The following is a 17,180-nucleotide window of genomic DNA, read 5'->3' on the forward strand; positions in this document are numbered from 1 at the left end:
TGGCCGGTGCGCGCCTGCGCGCAGGCGGCGAATCGCGTGGTGGCTGAGGGCAGGGCAGGAGCGGCGCATGCCGGCATCCTAGCGCCTTCATCCCGCCGTTGGGGCGAGGCCGTCGGTGCGACCGGCCTGGATATTGGCGCGGATCGACGGCTGCATCAGTCGCGGTTCGGCCAACGTCGCATCGCGTGCCTGACGTAGCGCGATGAACTGCGCTTCGCTGATCCCGTCGCGGACATGGATGTTGTCGCGACGCTGCGCACCGATGCTGGTTTCGCAGGCGACCGCGCGACCGCCGGGGCCGTAGTCGTGGCACACGAACACGCGCGTGCTGTCCGGTAGCGCGTATAAGGCGCGGATCGAGCGGTACAGCGTCGCGGCATCGCCGCCGGGGAAATCGCAGCGGGCGGTGCCGCTATCGGGCATGAACAGCGAGTCGCCGGGAAACAGTGCATCGCCGATCAGATAGGCAACGCTGTCGCTGGTATGGCCGGGGACCGCGATCACCTGCGCCTGCAGGTGGCCGATCGCGAAACGTTCGCCGTCAGCGAACAGATGGTCGAAGCCGCAGCGTGTGTCGGCGTCTTCGGCCAGTCCGAACTGCGGCGCGAAGTGCGCACGCACCTGACGGATGCCATCGCCCATCGCCAGCGTCGCCTGCGGCCAGTGCTGCTTGAACCACTGCGCGGCGGAGACGTGGTCGGCATGCGCGTGGGTTTCCAGGATCCAGTGCAGGTGCAGCGCGCGTTCGGTGAGGCAGTCGGCGAGGGCGTGTGCCGGTCCGTCGTGCGCGGTGCCGGTGGCTGGATCGAACTCCAGCACCGGGTCGATCACCGCCGCTGCATGGCCGTCCTCGACCACATAGCTCCAGGTGCCGGATCCGGCATGGTGGAACGCATGGACGCGCGGGTGTTGGCTCATGGGCTGATCCTGCTGGCGGTAGGAAGAGCGGCGCCGCAGTAGATGCCGTGCAGCACCTCAAGGATGCGCCGCGCCGGACCGGGCACCAGCGAATAGTAAATCGTCTGTCCGTCGCGGCGTGTCTGCACCAGACCGTCCTCGCGCAGCAATGCCAGGTGTTGCGATAGCGCCGACTGGCTCAGTTGCACCCGTGTATTGAGTTCGCCGACCGATTGTTCGCGATCCAGCAGCAGGCACAGCAGCAATAGCCGTTTCTCGTTACCGAGTGCCTTCAGCAGGTGTGCGGCCTCGCTGGCGTGCGCACCCATCGCGAGTGGATCCAGCAGGGGCATCGCATGGCCCGCCATCGGCTCAGAAATCGACCGGCCTGCCGGCGGCGGTCCAGCCGAGAAAGCCACCGGGCAGTGCGCGCACCGCGCGGTAGCCCCGTTGCCGCAGGCTCAGTGCCGCCAGGGTGGCGTGGCCGCCACTGGCGCAGTACAGCAGGATCGGCTGATCGTGCCGGGGCAGCGCCGGATCGCTGTCAAGACGGAATGCGAGGATGTCGCGCGGGATGTTGATCGCCTCGGGAATGTGGCCGATGGCGAACGCGCCGGGTTCGCGCACGTCGATGATCCATTCGCCGGGCAGCGGCGTGGCGGCGGGATCGGCATGGAGGGGGAGGTCGTGGACCTGCGCGCACGCGCGGTCTACCAGGGCCTGGGCGGAGGAGGCGGGCATGGGTGGGGGCTTGGATGGGAGAAGAGACGAGCTATGGATTATATCAGTCGTTTCTAATGTAAGAAATTCTGAATCTATCGCGCAGCCAGGCGCTGTGATGCCATGCCTTCGCTCAGGCATGGGGCGCGCGATGGAGCAACGGATTCTTCGCTGTTGTCGGTGCCATGGGCGATGCCTGGAGTGTCGCGTTCGACACCGCAGTGCGCCGGGGGTGTACGGCGCTTGCAGAACTGTGCTTATTCGCCCAGTGCAGCGTTCAAGAGCGCGGCCAGATTGGCACCGGCCTGGCGCAACTGGGCCTCGGCGACCGGACGCCAGGTTGTCACGTAGTCCGCTGGCAGGGTCGCGCTGGGCGGGTAGAAGCCTGGGCGTTGCATGATCCGGCACGAGGCTTCGGCCCAGGTTGCGGCTGCTGGCGGTAACACGGGGGCGGTGGGCGATGGTGGCGGCAGCGGCTGTGCTTCCAATTGTTTCAGATAGGCCGCTTCGTTCAGGCCGCGCCTGTCCAGCAAGCCGCTGTCCCATAGCGCGTGCAGATTGGTGCCTTTGCCGTTGAACTGGATTTGCACGGTGTTGGCACCTTTGTCGTGGGCATAGCCGGCGTGCAACGGTTGCTGTACGTCGCCGGCCAAATGCACCACGAACTTCAGTGCCTGCGCGCGTGCTGCCGGTGTTTGGCTGCGGTCGGCGAGGATCGCGCTCTGGCGGCGCAGTGCTTCGACTACGCAGTTGCCATCTGCACAATCGCGGGTTTGCACGTAGTGGCAATCGTGCTCGCCCAGGTTGACGTAGTGCCAGCGCGCGCTGCGTTTGCCCAGGTCCGGATCCTGTTCGCGGATCTGGTCGGCCCAATTGGCGACACCGGCCAGCGTTGGCTCGGCTTCGCCTTGCAGCAGGGTGCGGATGCGCGCGCGGGTCTGCGCAGTGAGTTGGGTCTGGGCGAGGTCGGCGACCAGGCGGTGGCCCAGTGGTCCCCAAGCGAAGGCGGACGCGGGTATCAAGGCGAGTGCCGCGGCGAGCGCGGTCCGAAAAAACGCGTGTGACGTCATGATGCGCAGTCTAGTCGGTGAGGATGCCCTTGCCATGCTGCGTCGCGTTGTCGTTGCGTTGCCGCTCAGTCGCCACCACAACGGCAGTGATGGCGATGTCGGTGCCCGCAAGCTAGAGCGCCTTCCCAAACCCGTGTGTCCGGCGTGCTGCGGCGGGCCTGCTAGAATGCGCTCCCTCTCTCTTTCTTTCACCCGCCGCGGCAGACGCGGCCGCAGGAGCTCTGAAATGGCAATCAAGGTCGGTATCAACGGTTTCGGTCGCATCGGACGCAATGTGCTGCGCTCGGCTGTACAGAATTTCGGCAGCGACATCGAGATCGTCGCCATCAACGACCTGCTCGAACCGGATTACCTCGCCTATATGCTGCAGTACGATTCGGTGCATGGCCGTTTCGCGGGCCAGGTCGCGGTCGAGGGCAATTATCTGCTGGTCAACGGCAAGAAAATCCGTCTGACCCAGGAGCGCGATCCGGCCGCGCTGAAGTGGGGCGAGGTCGGTGCCGAGGTGGTGATCGAATCCACCGGCCTGTTCCTGACCAAAGAGACCGCGCAGAAACACCTGGACGCCGGCGCCAAGAAGGTGATCCTGTCGGCGCCGTCCAAGGACGATACGCCGATGTTCGTGTTCGGCGTGAACCACAACAGCTACGCCGGTCAGGCCATTGTCTCCAACGCCAGTTGCACCACCAACTGCCTGGCGCCGCTGGCCAAGGTGATCAACGACAAATGGGGCATCAAGCGCGGCCTGATGACCACCGTGCATGCCGCCACCGCCACGCAGAAGACCGTCGATGGCCCCAGCAACAAGGATTGGCGCGGTGGCCGTGGCATTTTGGAGAACATCATTCCGTCCAGCACCGGCGCGGCCAAGGCGGTCGGCGTGGTGATTCCGGAGTTGAACAAGAAGCTCACCGGCATGAGCTTCCGCGTGCCGACCTCGGATGTGTCGGTGGTCGATCTCACGGTCGAACTGGAAAAGCCTGCCACCTACGCCGAGATCTGCGCCGAGGTGAAGGCGCAGAGCGAAGGCGCGTTCAAGGGCATTCTCGGTTACACCGAGGACAAGGTCGTGGCGACGGATTTCCGTGGCGACGCGCGCACCTCGATCTTCGACGCCGACGCGGGCATCGCCCTGGATTCCACCTTCGTCAAGCTGGTGTCGTGGTACGACAACGAGTGGGGTTATTCCAACAAGTGCCTGGAAATGGTCAAGGTCGTGGCGAAGTAACGCGCCCGGCAAGTCGCATACAAAAGAAGCGCCGTTCGGCGCTTTTTTTGTGGCTGTCGCGATGCGTCGGGAGGTTGGGTGGGCGATGGTGCCGTGGCGGTGAATCCTCGCGCGGGCGGTGGAGCGCGACAGCGACGTGTGGACGTGCTGCAAACCCATGGCCTGCGCACGTCGGCCGATCCCCGGCGGCGCGCCGATTTGCCGCTGCGCAGCCGACACCTGACAATATGGCGATTGCCTCGTCACCGCGCGGCCATTGATGCAGCGTCCCGCAACGGGCGTCCCGCCGTCTTGCTGCGTCAATGGCACGCTTTTCCCCTTGCAACCTCACGATAGCGAGTAACCATATGTCCATCCTGCGAATGACCGATCTGGATCTGTCCGGCAAGCGCGTGCTGATCCGGCAAGATCTGAACGTGCCGATCGACAACGGCCAGATCACCTCCGAACAACGCATCCTGGCCTCGGTGCCGACCCTCAAGCACGCGCTGGAACAGGGCGCGGCGGTGATGGTGACCTCGCACCTGGGCAGGCCCAAGGAAGGCGTGTGGACCCAGGACGATTCGCTGGAGCCTGTCGCCACGCGTCTGGCCGCGCTGCTGGGCGTGGATGTGCCGCTGCTGCGCGATTGGGTCGATGGCGTGGACGTGCGGCCGGGGCAGATCGTATTGCTGGAGAATTGCCGCATGAACGTCGGCGAAGGCAAGGACGACCCCGCGCTGGCGAAGAAATACGCGGCGCTGTGCGACGTGTTCGTGATGGATGCCTTCGGTACCGCGCATCGCGCGCAAGCCTCGACCCATGGCGTGATCCAGTTCGCCCCGGTCGCGGCGGGTGGTCCGCTGTTGATGGCCGAGTTGGACGCCTTGGCCAAGGCGTTGCAGCATCCGGCCAAACCGCTGCTGGCGATTGTCGCCGGCAGTAAAGTCTCGACCAAGTTGGAATTGCTCTCGAACCTGGTGAACAAGGTCGATCAACTGATCGTCGGCGGCGGCATCGCCAACACCTTCATTGCCGCCGCCGGACACTCGGTGGGCAAATCGTTGTGCGAGCCGGACCTGCTCGACACCGCGCGCAAGATCGTCGCCGACGCCAACGCACGCGGCGCAGCGATCCCGTTGCCCAGCGACGTGGTGGTCGCCAAGCAATTCATGCCGGATGCTCCGGCCACGGTGAAGGCCGTCACCGACGTCGCCGACGACGACCTGATCCTGGACATCGGCCCGCAGACGGCCGCGCATTACGCCGAATTGATCGCCAAGGCCGGTACCGTGGTCTGGAACGGTCCGGTCGGCGTGTTCGAGTTCGACGCGTTCGGCAAGGGGACGCAGACCCTGGCGCACGCCATCGCCACCTCGCGTGCCTTCTCCATCGCCGGCGGTGGCGACACCCTGGCCGCGGTCGACAAGTACGGCATTGCCGAGCAGGTGAGCTACATCTCCACCGGTGGTGGCGCATTCCTGGAGTTTTTGGAAGGCAAGACCCTGCCCGCGGTTGCCGCGTTGCAGGCGCGTGGCGGTTGAGCGGCATCGGTACAGCGGTCTCAAGAATCAAGTGCAACACCTCGGAGAGCGATTTGACGCCATACATTCCACAAAAAAACAATGCAAGGCATTGATCTGCAAATGCTTGAGATGTGGTGGCAATGTGCGGAAACGTCGGTTTGCAAGGGGTGGGGCACTTGGAACTTGAGTCGGCCCAGCGTTGACATCAGCCACGCTGGCTTGCAGCATCAGGGCTCATCGGATGAATTGGATGGTGTCAGGATGCCAGTGAAATCGCTTTTCGTAACGATCTTGCTGGTTGCGGGCTTTGCAGGGGGCTTGCACTTCGCTGACTGGCTGGTTCTGAAACTGTTGCATGTCCAGGCACCGCTGGCCTGGGGCACCTGGTGGCAATACGTCAAAGTATTGCGTCTCCCACAATATGCGCCTTATGCCGGCAAGGTGAAAATGGCGGGCGTCATCGGTTTTGGCGTGCCGCTCTTTGTCTGGCTCATCGTGCTGATTCGGTTGTTCAAGCCGAAGCCCGAATCGTTGCACGGCGACGCCAGCTTCGCCAAGTTGAGTGATCTGAAAAAAGCCGGCCTGTTGGAACGGACTGCGCAGAGCATCCTGATCGGCAAGTACAAGGGGCGCCTGTTGTGGCTGAACGGTGCCCTGCATCTCATCATGATCGCCGCGACCCGAACCGGCAAGACCACCAGCGTCGCCATCCCGACCTTGCTGACGTATCAGCAGTCTGTGGTCGTTTCAGATCTGAAAGGCGAGCTGCGTAAGCTCACCAGCGGCCAGCGTGTGGCAATGGGGCAGCGCGTCTACGTGTGGGCACCCTACGATGTCGAAGGCCGCACCCACCGCTTCAACCCTCTCAGCTTGTTGGCCAATCGCGATGCGCGCACGCGGATTGGCGAAATCCAGACGATTGCCGCCATTCTGTATCCGGACGAACAGGGCAAGGATCCTTTCTGGACATCGCAGAGTCGAGCCGCGTTCACCGCCTTCGCGTCCTATATGTTCGAGCGATGGGATCACAACCTGAAAGCATCGCAGGAGCGCAATTTGCCTGTGGATTTGTGGCCCCAACCGAACACCTCGGAGAACTTTCCCAGCTTCGAGCGCATTTTGCGGTGGTCGTCGGGTGAAGGCAGCACGAACACCAAAACGATGCTGCTGGCAATCGCCAGCGATCCTGACAAGCGCTATGCCTACGTCAGCCCGCAGACCCGCGCCGTCTTCAATAATCTTTCCGGTATGGCCGAGCAGACGTTTTCCAGTGTACTGGCCGTCATGCAGGCGCCGCTTCAGCAGTTCCTGAATCCTACGCTGGCGGCAGCCACCAATGCGACCGATTTTGACATCACCACAATCCGCAAACGGCCCACGACAGTCTATGTGGATATTCCAACCAATAAGCTGGACGAAAGCAGTAAATTGCTCAACATATTTTATAGCACCGTGATCGGCCACAATCTGGACAAGCAACTGGGCGATGAGCCGGACCTGAAATACCAAATGCTCATGCTCCTGGACGAATTCACCGCCATGGGCAGGTTGGACGTATGGGCCAAGCGCATTTCCATTTCAGCTAGTTACGGCGTGCGCAGTCTGGTGATCGTGCAAAGCCGCGCCCAGTTGTGCGGCACCTACGGCGATCATGATGCGCAGAATCTGATTACCAACCACGGCTGTCAGATCGTGTTGACACCGCGCGAGCAGAGCGACGCCAACGCATACAGCGAGATGATGGGTTACAAGACCATCCGCAGACAAAACCGTAGCCAGAGCAGTGGAGGCGCTGGCGGTCGTCAGGTATCGATCAACTACACCGAGGAAAGGCGCGCCTTGATGTTGCCGCAGGAGATCAAAGAGTTGCCGCAGGACGACGAACTGATCTTCAAGGAGGGCTGTAAAGTGATACGGGCCAAGAAGAACTGGTTCTTCAAGGACAAGCAGCTCAAACAGTTGACACAGTTACCACCGGTGGTGATGGAGCCGCTGGAAAAGCGACTGGCAGCGGCACGGAATGGGAAGCCGAAGAGGGTTTTTGTGTTCAACTGAACATTCAACAGGAGATGGCGGCACATGCGCAGTTTGATTGTGATGGGTGTTGCCGTAGCGGCGGGCTTCACGTCGCTGACCTGTGTGGCAGAGAATAAATCGGTGCCAGCGCTCGATGCGTCTGTGTATGTTGAAGGGTCGCTGTGTAAAAAGCTGGATCAGATTGTTTTTTCGTGTCCTTTGGCCCAGGTTAAGAAGACCGTTTCGATTTGTGCAGCAGGAAATGCCGCGCCGCATCGATTTTACTATGTGTTCGGTAAGCCGCAGAGGATTGAACTGACTTATCCTGTCGGAAAGGATTCGGAGGTTAATCGTTTAAGTGTTGCAAAGTTATCATTTGCCAGTAGTTGGAGTGCGGTGTATTCGTTTTTGATTCAGGGCAAAAAATACATTGTCAGCGCAGTCGAGGGGATGGCTTTTACTGGAAAAAGTGGTGAGCAGGGATTCAGGGCAAAAAATACATTGTCAGCGCAGTCGAGGGGATGGCTTTTACTGGAAAAAGTGGTGAGCAGGGTTTTAGGAGTCCATATCATGGTGGGTCCGTACTTGTTCAAAAAGTGGGTGAGGATAGGGCCTTTCTTGAATTGGATTGCGTTGAGAATAAAGTTCGCTATAGCGGAAAGCTTGTTGAAGAATCGTTGCATGAACTTAAACAGGATTCCGACCTGAAAGAGGGTTTGTCTTACTGAATAGGGACGCTAAGGGAGGAGTCTGAGTAAGATCATGCCCCCATTTGGAGATTCTGATTTTGTGCGTGGAAATATCAGCAATAATATATAGTGGTGCAGTTATTTATTAATCTTAGTGTTGGGCCAAAGTGTGTGGATCTATGAGGGCTTACTCAATGTATTCGATGAGGTTTATTTTTTTACTATCTCTGATGGCAAAGTTGAGTCACGTTTTTGCCGCCAGCTTCGATTGCGGGAAGGTAGTTGGTGTTACGGAAAAGATGATTTGTAACGATGCAAAGACATCTGCGCTGGACGAAAAATTACAGCAAGCCTACCGTACAGCAATGGCCTCCGTTTCAGAGCCTGTCGATAAAAAGGCATTGGCTAAAGAGCAGCGAAATTGGATTCAATATACGCGTGCGAATTGCCAGAGTGCAGCTTGCCTGCAAAAAATATATGCCGCACGCATTGCCATGTTGGAGCGAAATGAAAGAAATATTCAAAACAATGAATCCTACTGTGTAACACCCAGTGGAGATAAGGCTGATGTCCATGATTGTAGTATCAGTGCACAGGATTACAGGGATCCTAACGACCATGTTCAGTCGTTCAATCAGTCTCTCGTAGAGAAAAGGAAGAGCGGAAGAATTATCGAGTGTGGACGATTGGTAAGCCTGTCAAATGGCAATCACATTGGCCCAGGAGTTGGTGAGCAGACATTTGGTGGCTACTGTGTATTGCAAGTTGCAAAGCAACGTCAAGATGTGGTCGTTTGTAAGGATGATATGGTTGGGGATTTTCATATTAAATCAGTAAAGCCACAGGGCATGTCCGAAAAAAATCTGATCCAATTTTCTAGTAAGTGTTGAGAAAAGGGTCGTTGTATTCAAATAAACAATAAATAGGAGGTCGCGGCGCATGAGTAGTTTGATTGTGAAGGGTTTTGTCATAGCGGCTGGCTTCACGTCGCTGGCCTGTGTGGCAGAGAATAAATCGGTGCCAGTGCTCGATGCGTCTGTGTATGTTGAAGGGTCGCTGTGTAAAAAGCCGGATCAGATTGTTTTTTCGTGTCCTTTGGTCAATAGCAAAAAGATTGTCTCGATGTGTGCATCAGGAAGTGTCGCGCCTCACCGGTTCTACTATGCGTTCGGCAAGCCGCAGAAAATTGAAATGAATTATTTGTCAAATTCATCAAGTCCGGGCGGTGGTTTTATGCGCTCATTTCTTGGCTACCCGGGCGGCACTGGGGGGTATACTTATTCTTTTGTTAGTAATAATTTTAAATATATTGTTTATTCGGTTTCCGGTAGGTATGGATTTAATATTGGCGGCGTGCTTGTTCAAAAAATTGGAGATATTCGCGCCGTTGTTGATATGAAGTGTGCAAAAGGAGGTGTTAAGGATTCTTTGAGTGATTCTTTGTTAAAAGAAACTTTGGGGTGGGAATTTGATGGGGATATAAACGGACACGCCTTGCCGAGAGTAAATTAAATAATTCTTTCCGGAGAGCCAAGATGACATCTAAGGAAAATGCAGACTTCTTAATGGAGTATGCGCAATCTCAAGGAATTACTGATAAGAGGGAATTGGCCAATTTTATGGGTCAAATGCAGGTCGAGTCTCGAAATTTCAATAGCTTCCAGGAGTCGCTGCATTATTCTGGGGAGAGGTTGTATGAGGTATTTCCTGGTAGGAATGGGCTTGATTCTGTCGCCAAGGCGAATGAAATAGTGAAAGGAGGGTCGGAGAAAATAGCAGAAGCAGTTTACGGAGGGCAGTGGGGTGAAAAAGCACTTGGGAATACTGAAGCTGGTGATGGTTGGCGATTTCATGGGCGCGGATACATCCAGCTCACAGGGCGGAATCAATATGAGGTCGTTGGAAGGGAGATTGGGCTTGATTTAGTTGGAAATCCAGATTCTGTGGCTATGAGAGAAGTTGCTGCCAAGGTTGCCGTACAATACTGGAAAGACAATGTTGTTCGTTTTGGTCACCAAAAAGATGTTGATAAAGCAACCTACGATATTAATAGGGCAGGTGAAGGATTAAAAGAACGCCGCGCAGCCGCAGCTGAGTGGGAACACAAGCTAGAACACGGTTATGTGCCTGGGGCTCCAGAGCCAGCACAGCCCCATACCCTCAAACAGGGCATGCACGGCGACGACGTCAAGCACGTCCAGCAAAAACTGCACGACCTCGGCTATCTGAAGGCTGAGCCGGATGGCCGTTTCGGTTCTGCAACCAAAGCCGCTGCCGAGGACTTTCAGCGCGCCCAGGGGCTGGTGGTGGACGGCAAACTAGGGCCTGACACGCAGCAGCATCTGGATGCGGCCGTGCGTGACCAGCGCATGCCGGGTTTGGCTCACGATCGCGGTGCCCTCTTGCGCGACTTCAGCGACCCCAGCCATCCGCAGAACCCGCTTTACAACACACTCAAGGACGGGTTTCCGCCGGGGACGTCCCCCGAGTTGCTGACACAGGCGACGGCGGCCTGTTATATGTCGGGCATCAAGCAGCCCGCTGATCTGGGCAATGTCGTTGGTAGTGGTGGCAGCATCTTGTTCCAGACCAACGCGATACACGCCGATAACGCCACGCTCAATACCAATCAACCTGCGCCCAGCGTGCAACACACCATGCAGCAGGTGCAGCAGTTCGAACAGCAACAGGCGCAGATCAACGCGCAGCTTCAAGCACAGAACGCACAGATCAACGCACAAGCCGCGCAGCAGGGGGCGGTCATGGGCGGACCGCCGATGCCAGGTGGGCGATAACCCATGGCGCTCTTCGCTTCCAGGAACGCGCGTCGGATCGCGCAACTGGACGTTTTGCTATCACAGCGAGTGGGTATCACAGCGAGACTTTTGCCGAAACGACTTGCCGACGATGCAGTGTTGCCAGGCCGAGTTAGCGCATGGCGTGTCGCAGTGGCAGTTCGCCAAGCATAGTGCGACACGTGGTGGCAACCATAGCACTCGCACACGGCACGATGGAGGAGGGTGAGGACGGTCGTGGTGTATGCGCGCGGTTGTAGGTCATCTCTGGCTGGCCGCTGAGGAGGCACGCATGCTGATCCGCGCGGCGGCGATCGCCGCGATCCGCGCTTTGGCCAGCGCCTGGCCGATCTGCGGGCCACTCAGGCCCTGTGCGGCAAGATCGCGCGCGTTGACCGCCAATGCGGCCGCATGCAGACACTGCAGGTCGCGTCCTTGCGGATAGTCGGCATCTTCGCTGCCGAGACGGCCACGCTTGTCGGCCTCGCACACCAGCGCCAGTTGCGCGATGCGCTCGGGCTTGCGGAAACCGTCGCAGCGTTGCAGTAGTTCGTGCACGGTACGGTCGCGCAGTTCGGCCAGACGGTGCACGTTCAAATGCTCGCGACAGGCGATTTCGGCCAGTTGCCGATGTTCCTGCGGGATCTTCAGTCGCTTGCACAGTGCGTGCAGTGGCGCCAACCCGCGTTGTTCGTGCATGAGGTGGCGTGGCCATTCGGCCGGTGGTGTCAGCGCCTTGCCCAGGTCGTGCGTCAGCGCGGCGAATCCGATCAGCGCATCGCCCGGCGCGAGCCGCGCGGCCATGTCGCTGACGAGTTCCTGGTGGCGGCCAGTATCGATTTCCGGATGGTATTCGGCACGCTGCGGCACGCCGTAGAGTGCGTCCAGTTCCGGTAGCACGCAGCGCAACGCTGCGGCTTCGTGCAGGGTACGCAGAAAGGCGGAAGGTTGCGCCGAGGCGAGGCTGCGTCGCAATTCCTGCCATACCCGTTCGGGTACCAGCGCTTCCAGTTCGCCGCTGGCCGCCATCGCGCGCATCAGCGCCATGGTGTCCGGGGCGATCTGGAAACCGAGCGGCGCCAGCCGCGCCATGAACCGTGCCGCGCGCAGCACGCGCAGCGGGTCTTCGCCGAAGGCTGGGCCGACGTGGCGCAGCACGCGGCGTTCGAGATCGCGCACGCCGCCATACGGATCGAGCAGACGTCCGTCTTCTTCGTCGCGGGCGATGGCGTTGATGGTGAAGTCGCGCCGTTGCAGGTCCTCTTCCAGGGTCACCGATGGATCGGCCTGGACCACGAAGCCGTGGTAGCCGCGTCCGGATTTGCGCTCTGTACGCGCCAGTGCGTATTCCTCGCCACTGTGCGGATGCAGGAAGACCGGGAAATCACGACCGACCTGTTTGTAACCCATACCCAGGAGCTGGTCCGGGGTGGCGCCGACCACCACCCAGTCGCGGTCGCCGGACGGCAGTCCGAGCAGGGCGTCGCGCACCGCGCCGCCGACGAGATAGGTCTTCATGTTGTGCGATGTGCGAGGTGCGGTCCGGGATAGGTGGAATCAGCGGTCGATGCGAGGTCGCCTGGATTCATTGGTGATTGCCGGCGTTTGCGCAGACGAATGCCTTGCGCGGTGCGTCGAACTTGCCCAGCATGCGCTCGCTAACGGGCAGCGCATTGCCGTTGAGGCGCCAGTCGTAGATCACACTGAAGGCGAGGACACGCGCCACGTATTCGCGAGTTTCTTTATAGCTGATTGTCTCGATCCAGAAGTCGGCATCGTAACCGGGACGCTGGGTTTGCCAGCGTGTAGCGGGGCCGGTGCCGGCGTTGTAAGCGGCGATGGTCAGGTAGGGTTGGCCGTAGCTGTCCAGCAACTGACGCAGATAAGCGGTGCCGATGGCGATGTTGATGTCCGGATCGTACAGACTGGCGGCACCGCTGTAGCCTGTCAGGCCGATGGCGCGGGCGATGTTGGCGCCGGTGGCGGGCAGTAACTGCATCAGCCCGATTGCGTTGGCCGATGAGCGTGCATTCGGGTTGAAGATGCTTTCGGCACGGATCTCGGCGGCGATCCATGTCGGATCGATTGCGTTCTTGCTGGCCTCACGGCGGAGACTGGCGTCGTGGTCCAGCGGGAAGCGCAGCAGGTACAGGCGTTGTTCTTCCGGATGTTTGCCCAGCGAGAACACCGCGCGGTCGAACCAACCCGTGTGGCTCGCCACTTCCACCGCTAGCCGCCGTTGCGTGTCGTCGAAACGGCTCAGCGCATCGTTCCATTCGGCGGTTGCCCAGCCGATGCGGTCGATCTTGAAGAGTTCCAGCGCTCGGATCATGGCCGGATCGCGTGCCACGGCGACCTGCGCCTGCGCGTTGTCGTTGGGTTCCCACGGACATAGCGTGTAGGCTTGCTTGAGTCGGTCGGCGGCCATGAAGCCGTGGAAGGTGCTGGACGTTGCGGCCGCGTGGTACAGCCGCTGTGCCTCGGCGGTGTTGCCGGTTTTTTCAGCGAGCCGTGCCTCGAAATATTGCCAGCGCGAATCGTTGCGCTGCGCCGCCGGCATCTTGCGGATCGCGACCAGTGCCGCTGGCCAGTCGCCACGCGCCATCGCTTCGCGTGCGCGCCATTCGTACAGGCGCTCGTCGTAGGCCGATTCCGGCACCGCATTGAGCCGGCGCGCCGAATCGGGGCCGTAGGAGGCCACCGTCCACAGCGCGATCTGGTACAGCACCGCGCCACGTTGCGCCTCGTTGAACTGGAGCGCCTGGGCGAACGAGGGCAGTTGCTGCTCGGCGGCATCCGGATCGGTCTTGGCCAGTTTCTCCAGCCCGTCCACGGCGACCTTGCGGCTACGCTCGGTCTTGGGCCAGTTCAGTGCGCGCGGGTGCACGGCATCCAGAAAAGCGGCGTAATCGTTGGCCAGGCTCAGTTCGGCAGCGGGCAGGCCATGTGCGGCGGCGCGCATGACCGCAGGCTGTTGCGCGTCCGCCGCGGCTTCCACTCGTTCCCAACGCAGTGCATCGCTGATGCCAGCGTGCGCCTGCAGTGTGTCGAAGACCGTATCGCAGCCATCGGTCGATGACGATTTGATGTTGCTGCGCCACAACCCCTGCGCTTCCTGGACCCATTGCGCATCGGCATGACCGGTGGCCTGGCGCGCGTTGAGTTGCGCACAGCGCAAGCCGAGATTATCGGTGGGCTTCCAGTTTGCCAGCAGCGTTGACCAATCCTGGCGCCGCGCCAGCGCCGCCAGCCATAGCGCTCGGAAACTCTCTGCGACCGGCTGACCCGCGTAGCGCTTGAGAAAATCCTGCGCCTGTGCATCGGGTACCTGGTCGATTGTGCGGCGCAAGTTGGCGTATTCCAGCCAGCCGTACAGTGGATGCTGTTTGAACGCGGCGGCCTGGGCGGGATCGAAGTGCCCTTGCTCTGCATCCTCGATTGCCGCGCGTAGTGCCGGACGCTGGGCATCGAGCGATTGGGCGAGAGCGGGCGTGCTACCGCACAGTGCGGCAGTCAATAGCAGGAGAGAGGTGCGCAGGATCATGAGCAAGACTATACCGGACGCCGATGAATGGACGTGCCAATGGTGGGCGACACGATGACCGGCGAGTCGGCAACCGATGCCGCAAATGTCGCGTCAGCATCGACCCGATCTATCGAGAATGACGATAGTGTGTGATGTATTGCGAATTTCAAACGAGTTTCCCTGGTATATCGGTGCCGAAAGATGCAGGCAGGGTGTCGTCTGCACTGGGCTTGGCCTCACCCGTTTGAGGGTGTCAAGTCGGTCCATTTTGCCACTGCAATAGCCGCGTCATCTGGCAAGAGATTCGATGTATCGATGCAGAGATGGTTGTCCGCACGGATCGGGACTCTATATGGGCACTGTTGCAGAATCGCAGCAAGCTGTTCGCAATGATTGACCTTTCCGAATGCGCGTCGATCGGGATTCTCTACTCTGTCGATGAGCTGGTCGTGACGTGCCTTTAGTTGCACAAAATAAGGTGTTGTCAAATATTTTGTGCAGAGAAATTTGAGTGCATCGACATACCAGTCATCATTGGGGCCTTCATAACAAAACGTGGTGACGATGTTGCGATGCTCGGATTCGAGCAATAAAGAAATCGCATCGAGTCTCAATCGGCATGCGAACCGCCGGCGAATTTCGAAGCTGCTATCTGCGCCTAGTAAGGCGGTGGCGAGATCGTAAGTCAGATGATTGTGAAAAAGAGTTGCGGAGAGACGCTTGGCTACTTCCTTGCCGACAGTTAATTTTCCAACGGCGGGTGGGCCGTAAAGCATGACGAGTTTTTTCCTGTGGCAAAGACTCATCGTTGTCTCACTGGGCTGTTTCTTTCGTCCCTGGTTCATAGTAAGTGACATTGAGGGTGTTGCGCGTGAGTCCGCCTGTTGGGGATAAGCGTGTCACTTCATGCCAAGTATCTTGGTAACATCCATCGCGAATTATCACGGTAGCGTTTCCGATCACGGGAACCACGGTGTAGTGAACTTCATGGTGGTCTTGAGGATTGAGAATACGAAGCAATCCACCCCAGTCGAGTTCCCAGCGGGAATTGAAATAGATAATCAGGCGGAAACCTCGGCGCAACGAAGCATCCACATGTGGCAGGTAGTGCGTGTCTTGGCCTCCACGAAACGCAACGGCCTCCATCGGGAATTTCGTCAGGTCTGTTCCGCAGAAATCGGCCATGGACGACCTGAATGCGTCTGACACGAGTTCTTTGCACATTGCGCGCCATGTATCGGACAATGTCGCAGGTTCGTCTACGTCGAGCGAACCAAGCGGAACCACGGTGCGTCGATAAAAATGTCCGCCGTTGCGTTCGCGGAAGTTGAATCCTTCTGTCGGAAACTCACTTGCCAGTCTGTATGCTAGCGCGTCGCTATGCCATATTGCCTGCAACTCTCCCCAGTTGAATGGCGTGGCATGGAGTGTTCCTCCCGCAATTTGATCAAGTGCGAAATATTCAGAGGTCATGTGTTGCCTCGTGTTGAATAAAGAGTCAATGGCACGACGCGTTACTTATCGCGCATGTAAGGTGCTGTGTCAGCTCGTCGATCTCAGTGTCATTGATGGTGAAGGGTGGCGCAAGCTTCAGATTTCGATCCGCAGCTCCGATGATCAATCCCTGTCGGCGCGCTTCGTGTTGTACACGGCCGCATGTTTCTGGTGAGTCGAAAGTGATCGATAGCATCAGGCCTTTTCCTTGTGCGCTCACCACCGTGCCTGTTATCGGTAAATTTTTGCGAATTTCCTGTAATAAACGCGCTCCCTTCATCCTGACTTTTTCATAAAATTCTTGTGTGTGCAGGTGATCGAGAATGAATAAGGCGGCACGGCAGCCTAATAGGTTGCCGGATTGTGTATGTCCATGCCGAAAAAGCGGAAAAGGTTGTGATGCGAAGCTTTCGGCAATTTGGGTTGTTGCCATGACGGCGGTGATCGGGAAGCCACCTCCGAGATTCTTACTGAAAATGACGATATCCGGACTAGCCCCCTGAGAGGCCGACTCGCACAAAACGCCGGTTCTTCCGATGCCACAATAGACTTCGTCGCAAATCAAGGGGATGTCGTGTGCTCTGGCGAGCGAGGATAGCGCTCGCAAAAAAAAAGCCGTGTGGAAATTGCCGTGTTCCCGCCATCGCCATCACCGGCTCGATGATGAGTGCCGCCACGGTCGATCCGTGTTCGGCAAGCAGCGCCTCCCATGCCGATAAGTCGTCTAGGCTCTGTGGTAGAGGCATCGTCATCGAACAGGTCGAGACAAATGGTAGTGCGCCTGCGTTGATGAAGGCGCGTCGCGTGGCGACCATCGCCCCGAGCGTGCAGCCATGATAAGCGCCATCAATCGCCACGACTCGCGTCCGCTGCGGCTGGTTGCGACTGATTTGATAGTGCCATGCCATTTTCAGTGCGGTTTCGACCCCCTCGCTACCACCGCTTACAAGGAATGTATGTGCAAGTCCCGATGGTGCCAATGCATCGCCGAGTCGTTCCGCGAGTGCCTCTGGCAGTAATGTGCTTGAGCCGATATTGCACGCGTGGACCAGTGTATCTATCTGCTGTTTGACCACCTCGATCAGGGCCGGGTGAGAGTGACCAAGGCAATGATTATAACTGCCCGATATGCCGTCGTCTAGATAGCGCATGCCCGTCTCGTCGTAGAGATAACTCCCCTGGCCGCGCACGATTCTAGGTCGGTGATCCTCCGTATTCATGGGCGTATACGGCGGCCAAT

At 58.8% G+C, this 17,180-nt stretch carries 15 protein-coding genes and 1 pseudogene; 7 read left to right on the plus strand and 9 right to left on the minus strand.

Annotated features, from left to right (window positions below):
- Positions 1-87 precede the first annotated feature (87 nt).
- The 4 genes from XANALMUS060_RS03785 to XANALMUS060_RS03800 form a co-directional block, all read right to left on the minus strand.
- Positions 88-918, minus strand: coding sequence for an MBL fold metallo-hydrolase (locus XANALMUS060_RS03785; RefSeq protein WP_045737217.1), 831 nt, complete (start codon positions 916-918; stop codon positions 88-90).
- The gene (locus XANALMUS060_RS03790) at positions 915-1,250 is read right to left on the minus strand and encodes a metalloregulator ArsR/SmtB family transcription factor (RefSeq protein WP_235430337.1); all 336 of its coding nucleotides are present in this window, start codon (positions 1,248-1,250) and stop codon (positions 915-917) included. Before XANALMUS060_RS03790 ends, XANALMUS060_RS03785 begins: the two co-directional genes overlap by 4 nt.
- A gap of 19 nt (positions 1,251-1,269) precedes the next feature.
- Entirely contained in the window at positions 1,270-1,638 is a 369-nt protein-coding gene (locus XANALMUS060_RS03795; protein WP_045737219.1) for a rhodanese-like domain-containing protein, read from the minus strand.
- 236 nt (positions 1,639-1,874) lie between these two features.
- Positions 1,875-2,687 carry a S1/P1 nuclease gene (locus XANALMUS060_RS03800; RefSeq protein WP_045737220.1) on the minus strand — a complete coding sequence of 271 codons (813 nt, stop codon included), beginning with the start codon at positions 2,685-2,687 and terminating at the stop codon, positions 1,875-1,877.
- A gap of 226 nt (positions 2,688-2,913) precedes the next feature.
- Here XANALMUS060_RS03800 and gap point away from each other — a divergent pair, with 226 nt between their 5' ends.
- The 7 genes from gap (at position 2,914) to XANALMUS060_RS18215 (ending at position 10,920) form a co-directional block, all read left to right on the plus strand.
- Positions 2,914-3,915: a type I glyceraldehyde-3-phosphate dehydrogenase gene (gap, locus tag XANALMUS060_RS03805; RefSeq protein ID WP_045737221.1), complete on the plus strand. Its 1,002-nt coding sequence runs from the start codon at positions 2,914-2,916 to the stop codon at positions 3,913-3,915.
- 347 nt (positions 3,916-4,262) lie between these two features.
- Positions 4,263-5,438 carry a phosphoglycerate kinase gene (locus XANALMUS060_RS03810; RefSeq protein ID WP_045737222.1) on the plus strand — a complete coding sequence of 392 codons (1,176 nt, stop codon included), beginning with the start codon at positions 4,263-4,265 and terminating at the stop codon, positions 5,436-5,438.
- 81 nt (positions 5,439-5,519) lie between these two features.
- Positions 5,520-7,475: a type IV secretory system conjugative DNA transfer family protein gene (locus tag XANALMUS060_RS03815; RefSeq protein ID WP_343122966.1), complete on the plus strand. Its 1,956-nt coding sequence runs from the start codon at positions 5,520-5,522 to the stop codon at positions 7,473-7,475.
- Between the two features lie 24 nt (positions 7,476-7,499).
- Entirely contained in the window at positions 7,500-8,144 is a 645-nt protein-coding gene (locus tag XANALMUS060_RS03820; RefSeq protein WP_045737224.1) for a hypothetical protein, read from the plus strand.
- 211 nt (positions 8,145-8,355) lie between these two features.
- A complete protein-coding gene (locus XANALMUS060_RS18210; RefSeq protein WP_235430339.1) occupies positions 8,356-9,015 on the plus strand; it encodes a lysozyme inhibitor LprI family protein in 660 nt (219 codons plus the stop codon).
- Positions 9,016-9,064: 49 nt separating this feature from the next.
- Positions 9,065-9,637: a hypothetical protein gene (locus tag XANALMUS060_RS19575; protein ID WP_152640378.1), complete on the plus strand. Its 573-nt coding sequence runs from the start codon at positions 9,065-9,067 to the stop codon at positions 9,635-9,637.
- A gap of 23 nt (positions 9,638-9,660) precedes the next feature.
- The gene (locus XANALMUS060_RS18215; RefSeq protein ID WP_082064890.1) at positions 9,661-10,920 is read left to right on the plus strand and encodes a peptidoglycan-binding protein; all 1,260 of its coding nucleotides are present in this window, start codon (positions 9,661-9,663) and stop codon (positions 10,918-10,920) included.
- A 261-nt stretch (positions 10,921-11,181) separates the two neighbouring features.
- Here XANALMUS060_RS18215 and XANALMUS060_RS03835 read toward each other — a convergent pair whose 3' ends face one another.
- From XANALMUS060_RS03835 to XANALMUS060_RS03845, 5 genes and pseudogenes are all read right to left on the minus strand, one after another.
- On the minus strand, positions 11,182-12,438 hold the full coding sequence (locus tag XANALMUS060_RS03835) for a multifunctional CCA addition/repair protein (RefSeq protein ID WP_045737225.1): 1,257 nt from the start codon (positions 12,436-12,438) through the stop codon (positions 11,182-11,184).
- Between the two features lie 67 nt (positions 12,439-12,505).
- On the minus strand, positions 12,506-14,464 hold the full coding sequence (locus tag XANALMUS060_RS03840; RefSeq protein WP_045737226.1) for a transglycosylase SLT domain-containing protein: 1,959 nt from the start codon (positions 14,462-14,464) through the stop codon (positions 12,506-12,508).
- Between the two features lie 218 nt (positions 14,465-14,682).
- Complete coding sequence (locus XANALMUS060_RS18220; RefSeq protein WP_235430340.1) at positions 14,683-15,222, minus strand: AAA family ATPase; 540 nt, start codon at positions 15,220-15,222, stop codon at positions 14,683-14,685.
- Positions 15,223-15,259: 37 nt separating this feature from the next.
- A complete protein-coding gene (locus tag XANALMUS060_RS18225; RefSeq protein ID WP_082064893.1) occupies positions 15,260-15,919 on the minus strand; it encodes a 2OG-Fe(II) oxygenase in 660 nt (219 codons plus the stop codon).
- Between the two features lie 25 nt (positions 15,920-15,944).
- Positions 15,945-17,130: pseudogene (locus tag XANALMUS060_RS03845) on the minus strand (aspartate aminotransferase family protein).
- Positions 17,131-17,180 lie beyond the last annotated feature (50 nt).

The organism is Xanthomonas sp. MUS 060 (assembly GCF_000963215.1).
Classification (GTDB): Bacteria; Pseudomonadota; Gammaproteobacteria; order Xanthomonadales; family Xanthomonadaceae; genus Xanthomonas_A.